The sequence below is a fragment of the Caulobacter sp. SRI_008 genome, from assembly GCF_057586355.1.
This window is the reverse complement of record NZ_JBYCZS010000026.1, coordinates 44924-65852: the sequence shown is the minus strand read 5'-3', so window position 1 is coordinate 65852 and position 20929 is coordinate 44924. Positions and strand designations below refer to the sequence as shown.

Sequence of the window (20929 nt, the reverse complement as noted above, 5' to 3'; positions counted from 1 at the left end):
TCAGCCGAACTTGACGAGGTTGTGGGTAGGCAGCGGACCGCCCGGGAACTGGGCCAGACGACCGCCGACTTCGGTGGAGCCGAGATCGAGCGGGTAGAAGCCCAGGCGTTCGATCAGGGCGTTGACCTGAGCCTTGGCCCGGGCGTCGTCGCCGGAGACGAACAGGATGCGACGGCCGCCTTCGCTGCGCGGATCGCCTTCGATCAGGCGGGGCTGCAGGTGGTTGAACGCCTTGACCACCCGAGCGCCGGGGACGAGGTCGGCGAAGACCTCGCTTGACGGCCGGCCGCCCAGATCCACCGGTCGAAACAGCGGCGCCTCGATCGGATTGTTGGCGTCGATGACGATGCGGCCCTTCCAGTCGCCCAGGCCTTCAAGGGCCTTGGGCAGCTTGGACCAGTTGACCGCCACCAGGACGATGTCGGCGCTGGCGGCCTCTTCACGCGTGCCGGCCTTGATCGTGGGGCCCAGCTCCTGAACCAGGCTGGCCAGGCTTTCAGGGCCGCGGCTGTTGGCGATCGTCGCCTCGATCCCCGCGCGGGCCAGAGCCCGCGCGAAGGCCGAACCGATCGCGCCCGCGCCGATGATGCCGATAGTCATGATCGTAATCCTTCAGCTTGAGAGAGCGCGGGGCGGTTAGGCGGTGAAGCCGCCGTCGGCGAGGATGTCCGCGCCGGTGACGAAGGCCGCTTCGGGGCTGGCGAGGTAAGCCACCAGACCAGCGATCTCACCCGACTGGCCGTAGCGGCCGACCGCGATGCCCGGGCCGACGATGGCCGAGACCGGACCGTCGGCGGGGTTCATGTCGGTGTCGGTCGGGCCGGGGTGGACGGTGTTGACCGTGATGCCCTTGGGGCCCAGGTCACGCACCAGGCTGCGATTGAAGCCGGCCACCGCGCCCTTGGTCAGGGTGTAGACCGAGGCGGTCGGGAAGGCCGCGTAGCGGGTCATCGAGCTGCCGATGTGGATGATGCGGCCGCCGTTCTTCATGTGGCGCACCGCTTCCTGGGTGGCCACGAACACGCCCGTGACATTGACCGCGATCATCCGCTCGTAGTCGGCGAAGGCATAGTCTTCGATCGGCGCGTTCACCGCGACGCCGGCGTTGTTCACCAGGATGTCCAGGCCGCCGAAGGTCTCGACGGTCTTGGTGACGGCCGCGCGGACGGCGTCCGGGTCGCCGGCGTCGGCTTGCACGGCGATCGCCTTGCCGCCGGCGGCGGTGATGGCGGCGACGACTTCGTCGGCCTTGGCCGGCGAGGCGCTGTAGGTCAGGACGACCTGGGCGCCATCGGCGGCCAGGCGCTTGGCGATGGCCGCGCCGATCGAGCGCGAGCCTCCGGTGACGAGGGCCGTCTTGCCGGAAAGGGTTTGGGCTTGGGTGGTCATGGAAAAGCTCCGTGGTTTGATGAAGCCCATATTGCGATCCCAATCCCCTCGTATTAGTCGTGAGTGGCTTGCATCAGTCTCAAGTCAAACTTGAAAGTAGCGGCATGGAAAGCCTGGCGAACCTGGAGTCGTTCGTGCGTAGCGCCGAACTGGGGGGCTTTTCCTCCGCGGCGCGCCGGCTGGGCCTGACGCCGGCGGCGGTCAGTCGCAACGTCGCCACGCTGGAGAAGAATTTGGGGGTGCGCCTGTTTCAACGGAGCACCCGCAAGCTGACCCTCACCGAGGCTGGCGAGCGGTTCCTGGGCGAGATCGGCAACAATCTGGATGCCCTGCAGGCGGCGATCGCGGTGATGAGCGCCGATCGCGACGCGCCGGCCGGGATCTTGAAGGTCAGCCTCAGCCCAACCTTCGGCGAGCGCTACATGCTGCCGATGTTGCCCGCCTTCATGGCGCGCTATCCGGCCGTGCGCATCGATTGGCAGCTTGAAAACCGGCCCGTCGACCTGATCGCCGAAGGGTTCGACGCGGCCGTCGGCGGCGGGTTCGAGTTGGGCGCGGGCCTTGTGTCGCGCACCCTGGCGCCAGCCCATATCATCGCCGTGGCCGCGCCGGACTACATCAAGGACAAAGCGCCTCTGGTCGATCCTTCGGGTCTCATCGCCCTTGACGGGATCGTCATGCGTTCGGCTCGAACCGGGCGGGTGCGCGAACACATGATGCGAGACGCCCATGGCCGAGAAGTGGCCGCGCCGTTGCGCGACACCATCGTGCTCAACGATCCCTCGGCCATGCGCCGGGCCGCGCTCCTGGGGCTGGGGGTCAGTCTGCTGGCCGTACCCGATGTGCTGCCCTACCTGGAGAGCGGCGCGTTGGTGCGCCTCGTCCCCCAGTGGTACGCCGACGCGGGTCCCATCTCGCTCTACTACTCCAACCGGGCCCTGCTGCCGGCCAAGACGCGCGCCTTCATCGACCATGTCGTCGAAGTGTTTCGCAAGGAGCGCTATGCCGAACGCTTCGCGGGAAGCCTGGGCTAGAACGCAAAAATCGCCCGGCCGCGCGGGGCGACCAGGCGATGGTTCTTGGCCGTGAGGCTTGTCTTAAGGCTGGGCGAGGGGACGGCCGCCAAACAGCGGCGAGGGGCGCTGGCGCAGGGCGTCGACGCTGAGCGCCCCGCCGCCGAACGCGGCGATCTGCAGGAGCCCGCCGGCCATGGCCAGGTTCTTGAGGAAATGGATAGCCTGGTTCGGGTCGCCGACGGCGCGATGAAAGACGATCGCCGTCGCCACGCAGAACCCCGCCAGAACCATGGCCATGATCCGGGTCTTGAAGCCGATCAGGAACAGAAAGCCGATCCCGAGTTCGACTAGGACCGCGCCTGCATAGCCGACCTGAGGCGCTGGCAGGCCTACCGCGGCGATATAGCCGATGGTCGCGGCGGGGGCCGACAGCTTCGTCAGGCCGCTGGCGATGAAGATCACGGCGATCAGCAGGCGACCGGCCGCGGCCGAAGTGGAGGTGAGCTTTTCCATAATGTCCTTCGTCGGATCGAGGATGAGGGCTGGTGTCGGTCGGATCAGGCGGCGACCGGCGCGCTGGCGTCCGGCGGGCTCGTCGCCAGCAGCTGCAGTTCCCAGGCGAACGCGATGCCGCTGCCGCCGCCGTGCTCGGCGAGGATCTCGGCGACGGCCGGCACGGTGCCTTCGCGCGCCCAGTCCCGTTGCCATTCGCCCATCACCGCCATCCAGGTGATCGGTTGACCGCCGGCGCTGGCCATCCTTCGCACCGCCATCTCGTGCGCTTCGAGCGTCACCCCGCCCGAAGCATCGGTGACGAAATAGACTTCGTAGCCCTCGCCCAGGGCCTGGATCACCGGCATGGCCAGGCAGATTTCGGTCCACAGCGCGGCGACGACCAGCTTCTTGCGGCCAGTCGCCTTGACCGCCTCCACCACCCGCGCGTCCTGCCAGGTGTTGATCAAGGTGCGATCGATCGGCTTCTGGTCGGGGAAGACGTCCTGGAGGCCCTTGATCAGGGCGCCGCCGCGCGCCTCGATGACGGTGCTCAGAATGGTGGGCACACCGAAGGCCTTGGCCGTCTTGGCCAGTCCCACGACGTTGTTGACGATGATCGTCGGCTCATGGCTGTGCAGATTGGCGAACTGGAACGGTTGATGGTCGATCAGCAGCAGGACGCTGTCTTCAGGCGACAGCAGAGCGTCGAGACCGGTGTTGGGCATGGGGCAACCTCATCCTTGGAGATGAGGTCAGTGTCCGGATCGTTCTCATCCGTTTATCGACGATCCGCACGCTGGTTTGTCGATCCCGGCGTCGTTCGCTCGAGAGGCGAGGCGGTAAGAAGGATGATCGGGCGAGCAGGACGCGATAGGGCTCGCTGTCAACCCGACCTGGGGCCTGTCCATGATCGATCTGCTCGCGCTGCAACCGGACCTTCTTGAGGTCGATCCAATCGGCGGCGAGGCACCGACTGATTTCGCCGCCTGCCTGAACGAGCGGGGCCTCTACAGCACCAACCAGTTCGTCCTTCGCCTGAACCCGCGCATCCACGCCTTGGTGGACGCCGCATCGAGCGGCCTCTACGCCGAGGGCGAGGTCACAGAGGAGATGCTGCAGGCCTATTCGACCTACCTGCATGAGACCGTCCATTGGTGGCAGCACATGGGCTCCACCTCCGGCCTGATCTTCAGTCTGGCGCGACCGGCTCAGACCCATATCAACGGCGGGCCGCTGGATCAGGTCGTCGAGGGCCTCGGCGGCAAGAAGTCTCTCAAGCGCTGGGCCGAAGCGCGTTTGCGTACCGGCGCGAGCCAGGACGACCCGGTGCTCAAGGCGGCCAACACCGCCGTCAACAACGCCATCGATGTCGAGTTCTACAAACGCCTCGTCTTCGACCCCAAGATCGTGCTCTCGCTGCAAAAGGAGCGCTATTTCGAGAGCGTTGGTCACAGCTTCTGGATGGCCTATGGTCAGGCGCTGTCGGTGCTGACCGCTACGGTCGACCGAAGCATGGATCACCTGCCCAACGGGCCAGCCTGGGATGAGGGCTTTCGCCAGGTGCGCGAAGCCGGCCTTCCCGGCTTCGTCTATCAGGGCCCGGTGTCGCTGGCGCCCTTGGGCCTGCAGGCGCTCTACGAGGGCCAGGCGCGCATGATCCAACTCCAGTACCTGACCTTCGGCGTCAGCAATCCGCCTAGCGTGGCGCAGCTGCGGGAGGCCGGCTACTTCGACACCTTCTATGGCGAAGCCTTCGACGCCTTCCTGAAGATCACGGGGGCGACGGAGCCGCGGATGATCGACGATCCAGTGATCGGGCTCTTCCTTCTCATCATCGATCTGGCGATCAATCCGACCCGAGGCTTTCCCTTCGACATCGAGAGCTTCGCCGACTTCATCACCGACACCGATCCGGGCATTCGCTTCTGGCGGCTATCGATGGCGGCGCGAGACAACCCCCATCTGCTGGGCGCCATCGTCGACTATTCGGCGCAGGAGTACGAGGCCGTCGCCGAACAATTGACCCAAGCCTGCGGCTACGACCATCCCCTGGCGGCGTTGCATGAGATCGACGCTTGGGCGCGGCAAGCACCCGGCGTCATCGATCTCATGCGCCAGCAAGCCACCTTCCAGTTCGACCTGTCGAACATCGTGATCCGGGTTCTGTTCTCGCACTTCGTGGCGTTCAGCCAAGACAAGCTCACCCACCCGGAATTCTTCTGCTGGCCCGGCGCCTGGATGGCCGGAAAGCGTGTGAGCCCGCGCAGTCAAACTCTCTTTCTGCGCCACCTGTCGCTCTACACCGACAAGGCCGAAGACGACGGGATCTATCCGCGCAACAGGCCTGGCGTGGAGCCTAAGGCGCTCACCGACACTTTGAGCTACTTCTACGCCAACATCGTGCTCTACGACCTGACCTGGCAGTGGATCTTCAGGGACGCGCCGTTCGCCTACGACTTTGGCTGGCTCTCGCAGCAGATCTCGGCCGAAAACATGGCCACCTGGGCCAAAGGGCTCTTCGAGCACACCTACGGGGTCTCTCCCGACGCCTTCGATCTGTCGCCGCCTTAGGACAGGACTGGCACGGAGCCCGGCCCGAAATCTCAGGATGGCTCGGCCGTCGTCACCACCTTGCCCATCTCGACCTTCGGGTAGGTGAAGGTCTGGACCACCATGCCCTTGGCGTCGAGCAATTCGACGGTGTCGCCGCCGTTGTTGAGCGACAAAGGCTGGCCTGCCCGGGTGAGGGTCTGCTCGGCGCGGGCAGCCAGGACGATGCTGATGTCGAAGGTCCAGTAGGCGCCGCTGAGATCGCGCAGCTGCCAGCCGGCCAGGCTCAACGGCGCGTCTGTCGTGTTGGCCACGGTGATCTGCTCGTTCTGCAGGTCCGGCCCTTCGGGATCGGGCAGCAGCGACACCAGCCGCAAGGCCGGGGTCGCGATCGAGGGCGGCGTCAAGGGCGCTGCCGCGCCGTCGAACCAGATCGGCGCGCTCCAAGCCCGGTCCTCGTCCTCGTGCTCGGCGTCGGGACCGGACGATTGCGTCACCCGGACCAGGACGTACTCGCCCGCTTGCCGCGCATAGACGCCGTCTAACGTCCAAAGCCCATTGCCCTCCACCCTGTAGGACTGCACGGGCCGAAACGCCGGATCACCGCCGGGCATGTCCTGGAAGACGTCGATCCGGTAGGCCGCGTTGGGTTCGTCCGGGTCGCGCAGGTCGACAGAAAGATCGTATTCGGTGTCGATCGCCGGCGCGGGCGTGATGTCGCCCATGACCCATCCGCCCGAGCGGAAGATCACCTTCAGGTTCTTGTCCTCCGAGGCGAAGGTCCGTCTTGCGCGCAGGGCTGACAGGATCGCCGGCTTGGTCAGGCTGGCGGCGTAGACGCCGACGCGGGCGTCGCTGATCGTGCCCCAAGTCTTGTAGTGGTTGTCGTGACCGACGCTGGGACCGAGCCGAAAGCCCACATTGAGATAGGCGAAATACTGCCGCTCCTTGCTCTCGGCGCGGTGAAGGCCGCCTTCCTCCATGGCCGGCGCGTTCAGCACCTCGATCAGGGAAACGGCCGGCCCGAGCGTGGCGACCCATTTTTCGTCCGGGCCAAGCTTTGCCCGGCCATAGTCGGACTCGAACCGCTGGCCGCCGCGCGGATGGTTGAACTGGACCACCGGGACGCCCCCGGCGCTGTCGGGGTGGCGCGTCAGCCAATCAAGAAGATCGGCGAAATCGCCGCTCTTGGCGTCGATGACGCTGGCGGCGTCGAAGACGTTGACGTGGTTGCCCGAACTGATGGTCGAAAACTCCTGGCCGTAGAGCGCGACGAACTGGCCATCCTTGCTGGCCTTGGCGGCCGCCGACTTCAGCGATGAGGCGTCCGCGCCCTGATAGAGCGCCGGCTGGGTGGCGATGAGCTTGTTGTCGCGGCGATCGGGCGTGGCCCCCATCTCGGCGTCTTTGTGATTGTGTTCAGTGAGCGCAAAGAAATCGAGGCCGGCGTTCTTGGCCATGGAGAAGGCCTCGCGCGGCGCGCCGCTGCCGTCGCTGTAGCTGGTATGGGCGTGAAGATTGCCGAAGTAGATCTCGTCGGCGAGAACCGGCCCCGCGCCGAGGGCCAGAACGCTCGCGATGAACAGGGTCGTTGTCTTGTCCATGGATCAGCCCCCCAGCCTCATCGGCAAGCGTCTCGCGAGAGGCGAGCTATTGCAAGTCGCAAACCAACGTTGTGCGAAATGAGCGGCCCATACCCTAGTATGGCTTCGGCCAAACCCGAGCGCGATGAAAGCGATACGGCAAGGCAAGTTCGCCGCGCCGCGATGTTTGGCATTTTGATTGGGCGATCGGACGCCGCCCAACCCTCCCCCGGTAGGCGCGGCCCTTCGCAAGGATCGGCGTTGTCTCCCTCGAACGCCGGGCGCCGTCACCTTTTATGTGACGGGCCACATCGTGCCGGCGGCGGCGCCTGTCCCCCCGCCTCGCCGTCGGCACGCCTCCCTTCACCTGCGGCTGGAACGGACAGATGTCCAAGACGGTCCTTGTGATCGACCGCGCCTGGCGCGCACCCGGTTTGCTGGGGTTTTTCGTGGCAGCCAAGACGCCCTAGCCTTGGCCGTTCTGGCGTCGGCGCGTTGGCATCGCGCGGATCACCCAGGCCAAGGGATCGGGCTGTCCTAGCGTGGCGCGATCGGCACACCGGCCAGCAGCGTTGCCGCTTGCGCACTATCGATCTCACCCTTCTCGCCGAGTGTAGTGGCGATCTCGTGGATCGCGTCCCAGTAAGTCTTCACGGCCCTGCGCGCCAAGCCGTGGGCTTGGGCTTCGGAGGCCCCGTGTTTTTCGGCGAGCAATGCGATCAGGTCGCTGTCAGACCCGCGTCCCCGCGGTCCCAAATAGCCGTCATCGGGATTGACGGCGTCGTCCAAGAGGCTGCGGGCCTTGGCTTCAGCCACGGCGATGCGGCCGGCGGCGAAATAGGCCGCGAACCGTTCGGCTTCGCGCGCCGAAGTCGGATTGCCTAGCGACACCTTGACCTGAGCGTCTTCGCCGTCTTGGGGAAGCTGGATGCTCTTGGGGACGCGCCCCAGCAGATGCTTGAGAACGACGGCGTGGCCGGCTTCGTGAAAGCAGAGGGCGTCCATGGGGTCTCCTTGGCCAAGACGGGCCTTCTAGCGGATCCCAGCTTCCTCAACCGTTACGATCGCAAGCGAGCGCGCTGCGGGCGGGGTTGAACGGGGTTGGAAGAAGACCAGCCCCGCAAAAAGGCCCACGCCATAGGCGGCCAGGGCGATGAGGCTCAAGGTACGGCGCAGGCTACGGCTCCTCGCATGAAAAGCGGCGGTGATCCGGTCGACCTGGTCGAACCCGATCACCGCCCGACGACCCGCGTCAGCGGAAGAAGGCGACGAATTCCTGGATCAGGACCTGGGGCTGCTCTTCGGGAACGAAGTGGCCGCTGTTGTCGACCTTGACCAGTTTCAGGTCGGGCGCCTTGGGCGGCAGCGCCGCCTGGAGCCAGGGATAGCCGATCCCGCCCAGGGCCAGGACCGGCATCTTCAGCGGGCCGTAGGTGGCCTCGTCGTCGATGTCCTGGGCGAAGCTGCGATACCAGCCGTTGCCGCCGCGGATGGCGTCGGCGTTGTTGTAGGCCGCGAAGTAAATCTCGCGGTCGGCCTTGGGGATCGAGGCGTTGTCGCGCAGCATGTAGTTGAACGACCAGTCCTGGATCAGATGATAGCGGCCCAGCAGCAACTCTTCGGGAAGCTCCGGCACCTGGTTGAGCGCGAACCACCACGGCCAGACCGGATGGGCGTCGTCGACCTTGGCGCCGAACGAGCCCTTGGGCGGGATCATCGGCAGGCCTTTCCAGCCCTCGGCCGGGTGGGGCGTGTCGATCAGGGCCAGCTTGATCGTGCCTTGCGGATAGTTGGCCGCGTAGGCGTAGGCGACCATCGCGCCGATGTCGTGACCGGCGATGTTGGCCTTCTCGTAGCCCAGCGAACGGATGAGCCCGTAGATGTCGCCGGCCATGGTCTTCTTGTCGTAGCCGCCAGCCGGCTTGGCCGAGCCGCCCATGCCGCGAATGTCGACGGCGATGACGGTGTAGTGCTTGGAGAGCTCGGGCATGACCTTGTTGAACTCCCACCAGGTCTGCAGCCAGCCGGGCATCAGCACCAGCGGCGGGCCCTTGCCGCCGATCACGTAGTGGATGCGCGTGCCGTTGACGTCGGCATAGGCGCTCTTGAAGTCGCCCAGCCGCTTGGCGAGGTCGGCGTCGGACACCGCGGGAATGACGCGGTCGGCAGGGGCGGCGAAGACGGTCGTCGAGACGGCCAGAGGCGCAGCGAACAACAAGGCCAGGGCGCCGGCCATCAGGGCGCGACGAAGGCTCGCGCCGGCGCGGCGCGTCGAGGACGTATGGGTCATGAGGGGTCTCTTCGGTTGGGGAGGCGGATGCAGCGGCGCTAGGCCGCGGGCAGTTTGGCGAAGCAGTTGCGCAGCTCGTCGACGAACAGGGCCGGCTGCTCGAGGGCGGCGAAGTGGCCGCCCTTGGGCGGGTAGTTCCACCAGATCAGCTTGCTGTAGGCGGCCTCGCCCCAACTGCGAGGAGGCAGATAGACCTCGCCGGGGAAGACGCTGATGCCGACCGGGATATCGAGCGGGATCGCCGTGAAGGTGAAGTTGCGGTTTTCCCAGTAGGTCCTGGCCGAGGACGCCCCGGTGTTGGTGATCCAGTAGAGCATGATCTCGTCGAGGATCTCGTCGCGCGTCAGGACCGTCTCGGGCACCCCGCCGCTTTCGGTGGCGTCGACATAGTGGTCGTACATCCAGGCGGCTTGGCCCAGCGGCGAGTCCGAGAGCAGAAAGCCCGTCGTCTGGGGCTTGTTGGCCATCTCGTGGAAGTAGCCCGACCGGGTGTCGCTGTAGAGCTTGAGCGCGGCGATGGCGGCGGCTTCCTGCGGCGTCGGGGCGGTCGGCAGCTTGGCCGGCAGAACGATCGGGAAGTTCAGGTGAATGGCGTCCAGCCCCGGGACATGGTCGCGCGCCATCAGGGTGGTGACGATCGCGCCCCAGTCGCCGCCCTGGGCTACGAAGCGCTCGTACCCCAGCCGACGCATCAGCGTCGACCAGGCGTGGGCCGTCGTCTGGTGGGTCCAGCCGGGCTTGCTGGGCTTGCCCGAGAAGCCAAAGCCCGGAAGCGCGGGGATCACCAGGTGAAAGGCCTGATCGGCCGTGCCGCCGTGCGCGGTCGGGTCCGTCAGCGGACCGATGACCTTCATGAACTCCAGCACCGATCCAGGCCAGCCATGGGTCATGATCATCGGCTTGGCCTGCGGGTGCTTGGAGCGGATGTGCAGGAACCAGATGTCGAGGCCGTCGATCCTGGTCTTGAACTGCGGATAGGCGTTCAGCTCCCGCTCGATCCGGCGCAGGTCATACTTGTCGCGCCAGTGCGCCATCAGCGCCTTCATCGGTTCGGTGCGAATACCTTGGCTGCGATCGGGGACGATTTCCGGGTCCGGCCAGCGGATCGCGGCCAGTCGGCGCTTGAGATCGTCCAGATCGGCTTGCGCCAGCGCGACCTTGAAGGGGACGACCGCCTCACCGGCGGGCGCGGCAGCCAGGCTTTGAGTCGCTGGCGCCAGACCCGCCAGCGCGACCAGGGCCAGTCCCGAAGCCACCAGACTCCGGCGAGAGACAAGGGGCTCGTCGCGAAGACGGTCTGTGGAGGATGCGGACGTCATGGCGGGCTCCCGGCGAAGATCTCGGACTGGCCGCCGTCCGCCAGGATTTGGCGCGAGCGGCGGTGTCCCTCCTTCGTGCCAGCCGCCCAATCGAATGTGTTGAAGACGCCCACGCGAACTGGGACGAGAGCGCGGTAATGACGGTTTCTGCGGGCTAGAGCCGGCGCCGGACAACCAGGCCCAGCGTGCGCGGGGGCGCGCTCGTCACCTGGGTTCGGCCAAGGGTGACGGCGTTGGCGGCGGCGGTCGACAGCGCGACCTCGTCGAACAGGTTGTCGATATAGGCCAGCATCGACCACCGACCATCCTGGCTCTCGACGCCGACACGCAGGTTGGTCAGGACGGAACTGGGAAGCCGTCGGTAGAAGGCGTTGGTGGGCCGAAACTCCGAGTAGGACGCGCCTGAATAGCTCAGGTCCAACTGGATCGATCCGGTGAGGCCGGCGATCGGGCGCTCGTAGCGCGCCGAGGCGGTCGCGATGGTCTTGGGAATGTAGGGGATGCGATCGTTCTTGCGGCCGGCGGCGACCACGGCGGCGTTGATCTGATCTTCGGAGAGCGCCGCGTCCAGGGCGGTCAGCGCGCCCGTCAGGCTAAGGCCCGGCGCGGGACGGATCCGAGCTTCCAGTTCAACACCCGAGATCTCGGCGGCGCCCGCGTTGGCGGTGAAGCGGAAGAGGCCGTCGGGACGCGAGCCGAGCGCCTGCAGATCGCTCCAATCGCTTCGGAAGGCCGAGGCCTGGAGGTCGGCGCGGCCGGCCAGACCCTCGAGCCGAGCGCCCGCCTCGTAGGTCCAGACGTGATCCGACCGATAGGCCACCAGTGCGTCGGGCAAGCCCAGAACCTGGTTCACGCCGCCCGGGCGATACCCCTTGCTGGCCTGGCCAAACACCAGGGCGCCCGGCGCGATCCGATAGCTGGCGTTGAACCGCGACACCCACCCCGTCTCACTGGCGTCGTAGCGTGCGTAGGGCGTGGCCGGCGCGTTGATCAGGTCCAGGCCCAGCGGCGTCTGGCCCGCGCTCTGGCGCTCATAGCGAAACCGGCGCGCGCCAGCTTCCAGGCGCAGGCGTTCGCTTGCCTGCCAGCCAAGATCGGCGAAGACGGCGGTCTGGCGCAACTGCTCGGAGATCTGCCGGATGAAGCGCGGCGCGCGGCCTTCGATGACCTGGCCGTTGGCCGGATCGACATCCATCTGGACGTTGGTGACTTCACCGTCGCGCTCGGCGTGGAAGACGCCGACGGTCCAGGCCAGAGGGGCGGCCGCCTTGGAGCTGGCGCGCAGCTCGAAGCTGTCGTTGTCAGTGGCCTGGCGCGGCTGGATGACGTTGGGGATGAAGCTGGCGACGTAGCTATTGAACGTCGCCATCGTCTCGGGTGAGCAGGGCGCGCCGCCGCCGCGCAAGCGCGCGCACATGGCCGCGTTATTCAGATAGGTCGCGAAGAAGGCGCTGGCGTCGGTGTTGAACTGATCGATCCGGCGGTGGCTGTGCGAGGCCAGCCCCGTCACCACGACCGCGCCGAGATCCCAGCGACCCGTAAGGCTGTAGATTTCCTGCTTGTCGAGATTGGTCCGGCGAGCCTGGGCGTCGTCCTGATAGTCGCCCGCCTCCAGAACCCAGGACGGAAGGTCGCCGCGATTGTCCTGGTAGTGGACGGCCGCATCGATGGTCAGGTCTTGCCGCGGCGTCCAGCGCAGGAGCACCCGCCCGCCCCACCGGCGCGCGTCATTGAGGTTCTTCGCTTGGCGCGCGGAGCTGTCGATATAGCCGCCGCCGCTGTCTTGAAACCCGACCAGACGCAGGGCCAGACGCTCGTCGACCAAGGGGAGGTTGAGCAGGGCCGACGCGCGTTCACCCAGCTCGCCGCCGGCGCGATGATAGACATCGATCTGACCGGCCGCCTCGGTTGAGAAGCTGGGCTTGGCGAACAGGACCTTCACCGCGCCGGCCATCGCATTGGAGCCGTAGAGCGTGCCTTGCGGGCCGCGGAGCACCTCGATCCGCTCAACGTCGAAGAGCGCCAGGCCTGGGGCGGATCCGCCCGCGTCATTGCTCGCGCCGACCGATCCGGAAACCGCCACCTCGTCGTAATAGAGCCCGACCGTGCCCTCGCCGATCCCCTGGATCCCGCGAATAGCCAAGCGAAGGTTGGAGGCGCCGCCATTGAGAACGGTCAGGCCCGGCGCCAGACCATTGAGGCTGGCGATATCGACCACGCCTCGGTCTTCAAGCGCATCGCCCGTCAGGGCCGAAACAGCGGCGGGCGTATCGCGCAGCAAGGCCTCGCGCCGGCTGGCGGTGATGATGATCTCGTTGACGCGATCGCCTTGTTCCTGGGCCCGCGCGCTTGTCGCCAGCTGCGGCGCGGCCAAGGCGCCGGCCAGCAGCATCAGGTTTCTGGCTTTCATTGAACCGCTTGCCCCCGAGCGCCGCGCGGCGCGACGGTCACGATGACCAGGACACTGAGCGCCAGGGCGGCGATCATGATCCCGGCGATCGCGAAGGGGCCTTGCGCCTTGAGCAGGGGCAGCAGGGCCAGAGGCGCCAGAGCCGCGCCCAGGCGGTTGAACGCCCATGAGATAGCGACAGCGAAGCTGCGCATGCGGGTCGGGAAGACCTCGCCGGCCAGGATGTAGAGCATCGGCACATACATCAGGGCCACCAGATTGAAGGCGAAACCCGACGCCATGAGCACCAGGGGACTGGTCCCCCACGCGAAGGCGATGATCGCGACCGCGATCAGGCCCGCGCAGAGGCCCAGACCCAGACGGCGGTCGATCTTGTCGATGAAGGGCGTGGCCGCCAACGAGCCGATGGGCGGCCCGAACGCGGCCACCCCGACATAGAGCAAGGTGTCAGACAGCTTGAAGCCCTTCTCCAAAAGGATCGGGGCGCTGATGATGGGGAAGCTGATCAACGCCCAGCCGCTTAGGAAATAGAGCCCGAAGATCACCGCCCAGACCAAACGCGAGGGCGTGTCGGACGGGGGCGGGTCTGGCGGCGGGCGCGTCTGATCCGCGGCCCTGAACCTCACGAGCCGCGGCGAGGCCAGGAAGCGGCTCATGATCGTGTCGGCCGCGCCATCGCGACCACACGCCAGCAGCCAACGCGGCGACTCGGGCAAGGCCGCGAACGCCAGCGCCAGGACGGCCGCGCCGCCGCCGCCGATCACGAAGGCCCAGCGCCACCCCTCCAGGCCGAGCGGCGCCAGCGGCGTCAGGTCCCGAACCAGAAAGATGGCCAGCGGCGCCCCCAGGGCCCCGATCGCGCTCACCAGGATAAGCACCGGTCCGCGCCGCGCGGCGGGCAGGATATCGGTGAGATAGGCGAACATCACCGGAGGATAGGCGCCCATGGCCATGCCGCCGATCACGCGCAGAATGGTCACGCCCACCAGACTTGGCGTCATCGCCGCAGCGAGCGAGGACAGGCCCAAAAGCGCCATCAGCCCGATCAGCACCGTGCGCCGTCCAAGCCGGTCCCCGGCCTTGCCGAACACCGGAGCGCCGACCAGGGCGCCAATATAGATCGAGGACAGAAGCCACGGCAGTTGGCGGGCTGTCGCCGGGTCCGCATGGGCGCCGAAGACCGCCGACAGCACGCTGGTCAGGGCCACTTCCCACAGATCGAAACCAAACCCCAGGGCGCAGACCGCGATGATCGCTACATGCAGTCGGGACAGCGGCGCCGAGGGCGTCTCGTCCTCGGCTTTGAGATAGGTCTTGGCGATCGACATACTGACTCGCAAACCGGCGTCCAACGGGGCCATACCTCTTGCTGAAGCTCCAGGGGTCAAGACGCTAAGCGGGGCGAGCGGGCGGTTCGTCGGCGACTGTCCGAAGCCAGACCTGTTCTCGTCGCCAGTGGTTGGGCGAGCGGCCCAGATGAATACGGAAGAGCCGTGACAGGTGAGACTGGTCGGCCATGCCGCAGGCCAGGGCGATCTGGCAGAGCGGATCGCCGCTTTCGACCATCATGGCCTGGGCACGTTCAAGCCGGCGGCGAGTGACATAGGCCTGCGGCCGTTCCCCGAAATTGACCTTGAAGGCCTCGGAGAAGTAGCGATCGCTCAGCCGAGCGACCCGCGCCAGATCGATCGTCCGGATCTTCTCGTGAAGATGGGCGTCGACGAAATCGGCCACGCGCTTGACCTGCCAGGGGGCCAAGCCACCCGAGGCTGGCGGCGCGAGCAGCGCGCCGCGCAACAGATCTCGCGCCTGGCTGATGTGGTCGCGAGCAGGCTTGTGTTCCTCGCCCAGGCGCCGGGTCGCATCGACCAACAGCTCCAGCACGACGTTGAGACTGGACGGCGGCGCCTCTTCGCGCCGCGCCCTCGGCTCAAGCTCCAAAGCCACGGACATCATTGTCCCCTCCTTGCCGTTCGACCGGCGCTTGTCGGTCGAATGCCACGGTGAGGCCCGGACCGGGCGCTAGCCAGTCAAGACCTGCAAAGAGTTGTTGCGGGTGTTGCGCAACAGGGCTGATGGCGTTCGCGCAACGTTGCGCCAGGGTGCGACACAGGCATAGTTGGCCGACTGTCAAACGGAGCTGGCCATGCTTTCGGAAGGCGGCCACGAGCACTGCTTTGGCCCTTATCGTCTTTCCATCGCCCAGAAGGCCCTGTTCGACGCCAGCGGCGCGGTCCGCCTGGGCGGACGGGCCCTGGACATTCTGAGCCACCTGGTCGAACGCGCCGGCGACGTCGTCAGCAAGGACGAGCTGATGGCCGCCGCCTGGCCTGGCCATTATGTGGAGGAAGCGACCCTGCGGGCCCACATCGCCACGCTGCGCAAGACCATCGGTGATGGTCAGGACGGCGCCCGCTACATCGCCAATATTCCGGGGCGCGGCTACTGCTTCGTCGCCCCGATCAGCGCGCGACCCGCGCTCGCCGCTAACGCCGAGCCCATCGCGATCCAGGCGGGCGGGGTGCGGGCGCCGCCCGCCCTGCCGCGCATGATCGGCCGGGGGGCGGCGGTGGAAGCCTTGGCCCTTCAGCTGCGTGATCGTCGTCTGGTGACGATCTGCGGTCCGGGCGGCATCGGCAAAACGACGGTGGCTGTCGCCGTGGCGCATCTGGTCGCGCCGCGCTACGCCGATGGCGTTCATCTGATCGACCTGGCGCCGGTCGCCCACGCCGAAGCGGTGGTCAGCGCCTTCGCCGCGACGCTCGGCTTGAACACGGCCACCGGCGAATCCGTCGAAGCCCTGGCGCGCGCCCTGGTCGGCAAGCAAATGCTGCTGCTGGTCGACAACTGCGAGCACGTGGTCGAGACAGTCGCCGCGATCGTCGAAGAAGTGCTGAGCCGCGCGCCGCAAGTGGCCATTCTGGCCACCGGTCGCGAGGCGCTAGGAGCCGACGGGGAGACCGTCCACCACCTGCCGCCGCTTCAGACGCCGCCCTCGAGCGACTTCATCAGCGCTGACGATGCGCTGCAGTTCGCCGCGGTCGAACTCTTCGTCGAACGCGCCCAGGCCGGCGACGACGCCTTTGTCCTGTCGCCCGCCGAGGCGCCGGTGGTCAGCGTCCTTTGCCGGCGGCTGGACGGCATACCGCTCGCGATCGAACTGGCCGCCGCGCGCATCGGCCAACTGGGCGTGACGGGACTGGCGGCTGAGCTGGATCAGCGGCTCCTGACCCTGACCCAGATCCGGCGCTCCGCCCAGCCGCGCCATCGCACCTTGGCGGCGATGCTGGACTGGAGCTATGAGCGGCTCGACGCGGGCGAGCAGAACCTGCTTCGCAGACTCTCGGTGTTCTCAGGTCGGTTCACGGCCCGGGCCGCCGAGGCGGTGTGCGGTTCCGATCCCTTTGATGGCGTCGTGCTCGAGACCCTTCAAAGCCTTCGCGCCAAGTCTCTGGTCGCCGCCGAGACCAGCGGGGGCGTGGTCTATCGTCTTCTCGACATGACGCGGGCCTATGCCGTCGCCAAGTTGGAGGCGCATGGCGAGGGCGATGAGGTCCGGCGGCGGCACGCCGCGCTTTGCCTGGATATTCTGGGCCGCGCCGAGCGCGCCTGGCCCGAGCAGACGCGTGACGCCTGGATGGCTGACTACGCGCCGTGGATCGACGACATCCGCGCCGGAATAGACTGGGCGTTTTCGACCGGCGGCGATGCGGTGACGGGGATCGAACTGACCTCTGCTTCGGTCCCGCTGGCCTGCCAGCTGTCGTTGATGCGGGAGTTTCGGGGACGCGTGAACCGCGCCATCAGCGAGCTGGAACGTCTGCCGTTCCCGCTGCCTCTGGCCGAGGTCCAGCTCAACACCTTTCTGGGGACGGTCTCATTCCACGAGTCCGGCTCCGGTTCGATGATCACCTCGGCCTACGCCAAGACCGTCAGCCTGTCGGAGACCCTCAACGACCCCAACCACGACAAGTCGGCGACGCTGGATCTTTTCCAATGGGCCTTCAGCCTGGGGGACTATCCGGCGGCTCTGAAGGCCGCCGAGCATCTGGGCATGCTGGGCCGCGCCAGCTCCGACCCGATGCTGCAACTGACCTCCGATCGTCAGATCGCCCAGGCCAGCCACTTCCTGGGTAATCACACGCGCGGCCGGACCTACGCCGAGCGCGTCCTCAACCATCCGACCCAGGGCATCCGCCTTCCTGTCGGCAGTCCGATGCAGCTGAACCGCAAGGTCTCCATGCGGATCATCCTGTCCAGGATCCTCTGGATCGAAGGGTTCGCCGACCAGGCCCTGGCCATGGCGCTGGAAGGGATCGAGCTTTCGGCCTCGGACCTGTCGCTGGCGCTGTCGCAGACCCTGGCCCTAGCGGCCTGTCCGATCGCGATCTGGCGCGGGGAGACTAGCCTGGCTTTGCAGCTCACCGAGCGTTTGCGCGACCACGCCCGCGCCTCGGGCACGGAGTATTGGGCCAGCTGGGCCGAAGCGATGCTGCATGCCCTGAGCACCGATCCGCTGGACAATCGCCTGCACGTCAACAGTCACCTGCTCGGGGCCAAGCAGTTGGACGGCTTGGGCGCGCTCGATTGGCGCTACGCCAGCGCCGAATCCCTTGAGCGCGTCGAGCGTGGCGTCGTGGGCTGGTGCGCGCCCGAAATCCTGCGCGCCGAGGGGCACATCGCTCTGGCCGCCGGCGATCTCGACGCTCGCAGGGTCGCCGAGAGCTATTTCGAGCGCGCCCTGGAACTGGCCACCCGACAGGGCGCCCTGGCTTGGCGGCTTCGGGCCGCCACCAGTCTGGCGGGGCTGATGGCCGGCGATGGTCGAGGCCGGGAGGGGGCGAAAATTCTGGCCCCGATCTATGAGCAGTTTACCGAGGGCTTCTCGACCGCCGACTTGAGGGCGGCCAAGACCCTTCTTGAAACCCTGAGCGAGACGGCATGAGGCGGATGGGTCGATGAGCACCACGAGACCTGGCGCTGTCGAAGATGCGCTCACCTTTGGTCCGTTCAGTCTGCGCCGTTCGGCCAAGATCCTGCGCGAGGGCGACAGCGACGTTCATCTGGGCGAAGCGATCTTCGCGGTGCTGGCGGCTCTGGTCGAGCGGGCCGGAGAGCAGGTCACGCCCGATGAACTGATCGTCTATTCAGGCCGCGCACACGATGGCGGCGCTGAGATCATCGAGGCCTATGTCCGGATCCTCTGTCGGCGCCTGGGGCTTGATCCCAACGGTCGCGCCTACATCACCCGACGCTCGACGGGGTACTGCTTTGGCGCGGCGGTAAGCCGCCAGCGTGTCCCCTCGACCCCGGCGTTGCGGGTGGTCAAAGCCAGAAACAACCTGCCAGGACCCGGCGACCGTCTCGTGGGGCGAGACGATGATGTCCGCGCCATCGCGGAGATGGTGGATCAGGCCCGGTTCGTCACCGTTGTCGGCGCGCCGGGCGTTGGAAAGAGCGCCGTCGCCGTCGCAACGGCCGAAGGCGTCAGCACGCGCTTCGCCGACGGCGTATGTTTCGTTGACCTTGGGGTCGTCAAATCGCCGGAGGGGTTGGCTGCGGCCGCAGCGATCGCGCTCGGCGTCGGCAGCCTTGCGGAAGATCCGCTTCCCACCATCCTGGCCCATCTACGCGACAAGCAATGTCTTCTCGTGCTGGACGATTGCGCGGGCGTGGCCGAGGCCGCGCCTGGCTTTGCCGGTCGCCTTCTGGAGGCGTGCCCGGGCGTGCGCTGCCTGACCAGCGCGCCGCGCCCCCTGGGCGCGCCCGATGAGCGGGTCTATCGGCTGCAGGGCCTTCCGGGCGAGACCGGCCGCGCATCGCCGGCCGCGACCCTAATGAAACAACGGCGGATCGAGCGGCTGATGGCGCCTGATCTGTCGGATATGGACCTCTACCCCTACGGCCGCCTGGTCGAGGCCTTGGCTGGCGCGCCGCTTTCCATAGAACTCGTCGCGGCCGCGCCGCCCGAACATCTCGACGCCTTGGCCGCCCGTATCCCGACCTATGGGGGCGATGGCCTTGGCCTCGATGCCGTATTGGCCTGGTCGTTGTCCGCCCTCGATGAGTCTGATGCGGCTTTCCTGCGCCAGCTCGCTGCCTTCAACGGCTTTATCAGTCTCGCGGCGGCTCAGTTCATGGCCGAGATTTGCGGAGTCGCGGATCTGAGCGCGGTGATGGGACGTCTGGCCGGGATGCACCTGGTCACACGCGACGTCGTCGATGGGGTCCTGCTCTATCGGTTGCATGCCGCCGTTCGCGACTTCGCCCTGTCCGGTCTTCAGAGCGAAAACGACTACGCGCTTGTTCGGCGTCGTCACGCCGAGGTCTGCAACGCCGTGCTCAAGGTGGCCGAAGGCGATTGGGACGAGCTTGGTCAGCGTCAGTGGGTGGAGCGCTACGGCTATGTCATCCACGATCTAAGGTCAGCCATCGACTGGTGCATGAGCATTGGTGACCGTCCGCTCGGCGTGGCGTTGACGGCCGCGGCCGTTCCCTTGGCGGTGCAGCTGTCTCTGACCGCGGAGTTCCGCGGGCGTGTGAAGCTGGCGCTAGACGTCAGCGATGGCTGGCGGCGTAGCCCGATCCTGCAGATGCGGCTCAACACCGCCTTTGCAAACCTCGCCCAGCTGACCTGGGGCACCGGAGCCGAAGCGACAGCCGCCTTTTCCAAGGCTCACGAACTGGCCGAGCGGGTCGGCATCGCCAGCGAGCAGGCGTCGACCCTTCTGGGGGTCTGGTCCTGCGCCTTCGGCAAGGCCGACTACCCGGCCGCGGCTGAGTTCAGCAATCGTCTGAGCATGGTGGCCAAGGTCTCGTCCGAGCCCTTCATCACCCTGCTGGGCGATCGCACCTCGGCTCAGGCCCAGCACTTTCTTGGACGCCACGATCGGGCGCGGATCCTGGCCGAGCGGGTCATCAACTATCCCCAGCGCTCCATTCCGCTGTCGATGTCTATGCCTGGCGTCAGCCGACAAGTCTCGATGCGCATCATCATGGCCCGGATCCTGTGGATCCAGGGGCATCCGGATCAGGCCGAGGAGATGGTCGAGGCGGCGATCAGCCATGCCGCCGCCGACCTGGGCATCGCCATGTGCCATGCACTGGCCTTGGCAGCCGCGCCGGTCGCCCTGTGGCGGGGGGACGAGGCCCGAGCCCAGACCCACATCGACCGCCTCCTGGACTTGTCCAGCGCGGCTCAGGCCAACTATTGGCGCAGCTGGGCCCAGCGCTTCGAGGAAGTGCTGCGTTGGCGCCAGACCGGCGTCGCCGTCGCGCCGCCCCAAGATGCTAAGCAGGCCGACGCCATGGCGACCTTCGCCGAGGTGTTCGTCACGCCCGGCGTGTTGGCCCGCGTGGAGGCGGGTCTGGTCGGCTGGTGCGCGCCGGAGGTTTTCCGCGCCGAGGGCGAGCGCCTCCTGGGCCAGGGCGAACATGATGGCGCCGAAACAAGCTTCAAGCGTGCGCTCAACCTGAGCCGTCGTCATCGCGCGACCGGTTGGGAGTTGCGCGCCGCCAGCAGCCTGGCGCGGCTCTGGAACAGTCAGGGCCTGGCCGATGAGGCCGAGGCGCTTCTGGCCCCGATCGTCGAAGGGTTCAGCGAAGGGCACGCCACGGCCGATCTGCGAGCGGCGCACGAGGTTCTCGCCAAACTCAATCGCGGCGGTGTGCGAAACCACAAGGATGGCCGCCCTCCTCGGGGTTGAGGCGGTGGGAGGAGGGCGGCGGGTCCTGGGTTTGGGGGGAGGAGGACCCGTCCTTGAGGACGTCTCCACAGTCTCATTTCAGCGGCGATGGTGCTTGGACGCTCAACGTCGATTTGACAGGTTCGGCGGTGCTTTAGTGAGGCAGAGGGTGGGGCTCCGCATCCCGATCGT

General features: G+C 67.0%; 15 protein-coding genes. 4 read left to right on the top strand and 11 right to left on the bottom strand.

What is annotated here, in order from left to right:
* Window positions 1-600, bottom strand: coding sequence for an NADPH-dependent F420 reductase (locus tag AC2YHT_RS20760; RefSeq protein WP_487291787.1), 600 nt, complete (start codon window positions 598-600; stop codon window positions 1-3).
* 36 nt (window positions 601-636) lie between these two features.
* A complete protein-coding gene (locus AC2YHT_RS20755) occupies window positions 637-1389 on the bottom strand; it encodes a 3-oxoacyl-ACP reductase family protein (protein ID WP_487291786.1) in 753 nt (250 codons plus the stop codon).
* Window positions 1390-1493: 104 nt separating this feature from the next.
* On the opposite strand from AC2YHT_RS20755, the gene AC2YHT_RS20750 reads away from it, so the two are divergent.
* Window positions 1494-2423 (top strand): LysR substrate-binding domain-containing protein, encoded by a 930-nt coding sequence (locus tag AC2YHT_RS20750; RefSeq protein WP_487291785.1) that lies wholly within the window; start codon window positions 1494-1496, stop codon window positions 2421-2423.
* 63 nt (window positions 2424-2486) lie between these two features.
* On the opposite strand, the gene AC2YHT_RS20745 is transcribed toward AC2YHT_RS20750, so the two are convergent.
* Window positions 2487-2918, bottom strand: coding sequence for a DoxX family protein (locus AC2YHT_RS20745; RefSeq protein ID WP_487291784.1), 432 nt, complete (start codon window positions 2916-2918; stop codon window positions 2487-2489).
* Between the two features lie 44 nt (window positions 2919-2962).
* The gene (locus tag AC2YHT_RS20740) at window positions 2963-3625 is read right to left on the bottom strand and encodes a hydrolase (RefSeq protein WP_487291783.1); all 663 of its coding nucleotides are present in this window, start codon (window positions 3623-3625) and stop codon (window positions 2963-2965) included.
* 181 nt (window positions 3626-3806) lie between these two features.
* Here AC2YHT_RS20740 and AC2YHT_RS20735 point away from each other — a divergent pair, with 181 nt between their 5' ends.
* Window positions 3807-5471, top strand: a complete 1665-nt coding sequence (locus AC2YHT_RS20735) for a hypothetical protein (RefSeq protein ID WP_487291782.1) — start codon at window positions 3807-3809, stop codon at window positions 5469-5471.
* 32 nt (window positions 5472-5503) lie between these two features.
* Here the strand turns inward: AC2YHT_RS20735 and AC2YHT_RS20730 are convergent, their stop codons facing one another.
* The 7 genes from AC2YHT_RS20730 to AC2YHT_RS20700 form a co-directional block, all read right to left on the bottom strand.
* Window positions 5504-7054: a CehA/McbA family metallohydrolase gene (locus tag AC2YHT_RS20730; RefSeq protein ID WP_487291781.1), complete on the bottom strand. Its 1551-nt coding sequence runs from the start codon at window positions 7052-7054 to the stop codon at window positions 5504-5506.
* A 516-nt stretch (window positions 7055-7570) separates the two neighbouring features.
* Window positions 7571-8038 carry a hypothetical protein gene (locus AC2YHT_RS20725; RefSeq protein WP_487291780.1) on the bottom strand — a complete coding sequence of 156 codons (468 nt, stop codon included), beginning with the start codon at window positions 8036-8038 and terminating at the stop codon, window positions 7571-7573.
* A gap of 247 nt (window positions 8039-8285) precedes the next feature.
* Window positions 8286-9323 carry an alpha/beta fold hydrolase gene (locus AC2YHT_RS20720; protein WP_487291779.1) on the bottom strand — a complete coding sequence of 346 codons (1038 nt, stop codon included), beginning with the start codon at window positions 9321-9323 and terminating at the stop codon, window positions 8286-8288.
* Window positions 9324-9361: 38 nt separating this feature from the next.
* Window positions 9362-10579: an epoxide hydrolase family protein gene (locus AC2YHT_RS20715; protein WP_487291778.1), complete on the bottom strand. Its 1218-nt coding sequence runs from the start codon at window positions 10577-10579 to the stop codon at window positions 9362-9364.
* 217 nt (window positions 10580-10796) lie between these two features.
* Complete coding sequence (locus AC2YHT_RS20710) at window positions 10797-13052, bottom strand: TonB-dependent receptor (protein ID WP_487291777.1); 2256 nt, start codon at window positions 13050-13052, stop codon at window positions 10797-10799.
* On the bottom strand, window positions 13049-14380 hold the full coding sequence (locus AC2YHT_RS20705; protein WP_487291776.1) for an MFS transporter: 1332 nt from the start codon (window positions 14378-14380) through the stop codon (window positions 13049-13051). The genes AC2YHT_RS20710 and AC2YHT_RS20705 overlap by 4 nt, the downstream gene beginning before the upstream one ends.
* 64 nt (window positions 14381-14444) lie before the next feature.
* Entirely contained in the window at window positions 14445-15008 is a 564-nt protein-coding gene (locus tag AC2YHT_RS20700) for a helix-turn-helix domain-containing protein (RefSeq protein ID WP_487291775.1), read from the bottom strand.
* A 190-nt stretch (window positions 15009-15198) separates the two neighbouring features.
* On the opposite strand from AC2YHT_RS20700, the gene AC2YHT_RS20695 reads away from it, so the two are divergent.
* Window positions 15199-17997 (top strand): ATP-binding protein, encoded by a 2799-nt coding sequence (locus AC2YHT_RS20695; RefSeq protein ID WP_487291774.1) that lies wholly within the window; start codon window positions 15199-15201, stop codon window positions 17995-17997.
* A gap of 13 nt (window positions 17998-18010) precedes the next feature.
* Window positions 18011-20758, top strand: coding sequence for an ATP-binding protein (locus tag AC2YHT_RS20690; RefSeq protein WP_487291773.1), 2748 nt, complete (start codon window positions 18011-18013; stop codon window positions 20756-20758).
* The last annotated feature ends 171 nt before the right edge of the window (window positions 20759-20929 follow it).